The organism is Cobetia sp. SIMBA_158 (assembly GCF_046566945.1).
GTDB classification, from domain to species: Bacteria; Pseudomonadota; Gammaproteobacteria; order Pseudomonadales; family Halomonadaceae; genus Cobetia; species Cobetia amphilecti.
Map to the genome: position 1 here is coordinate 1 of NZ_JAWJYL010000959.1, position 242 is coordinate 242.

A 242-nucleotide genomic window follows, 5' to 3' on the forward strand; every position below is an offset into this window, starting at 1 on the left:
GTCTGGCGGCGATCAAGGCGTTGCCTGCCGCCATGGCAACGACGGCTCGCCTGGCGCGTGAAGCCGGGTTTGTCGGGGTACAGGTCCATGCGGCACACGGTTTCCTGCTCAGCCAGTTTCTGTCGCCCCTCTTCAATCAGCGCACGGATGACTACGGCGGCAGCCTCGACAACCGGATTCGCCTGATGCGAGAGGTGATCATTGCCGTGCGTGAGGGCGTAGGCCACGACTGCCCGGTACTG

General features: G+C 64.5%; 1 pseudogene. It reads left to right on the forward strand.

Annotated elements, in window-relative coordinates:
• A pseudogene (locus R2R70_RS22655) lies at positions 1 to 242 on the forward strand (NADH oxidase); the annotation flags it as partial.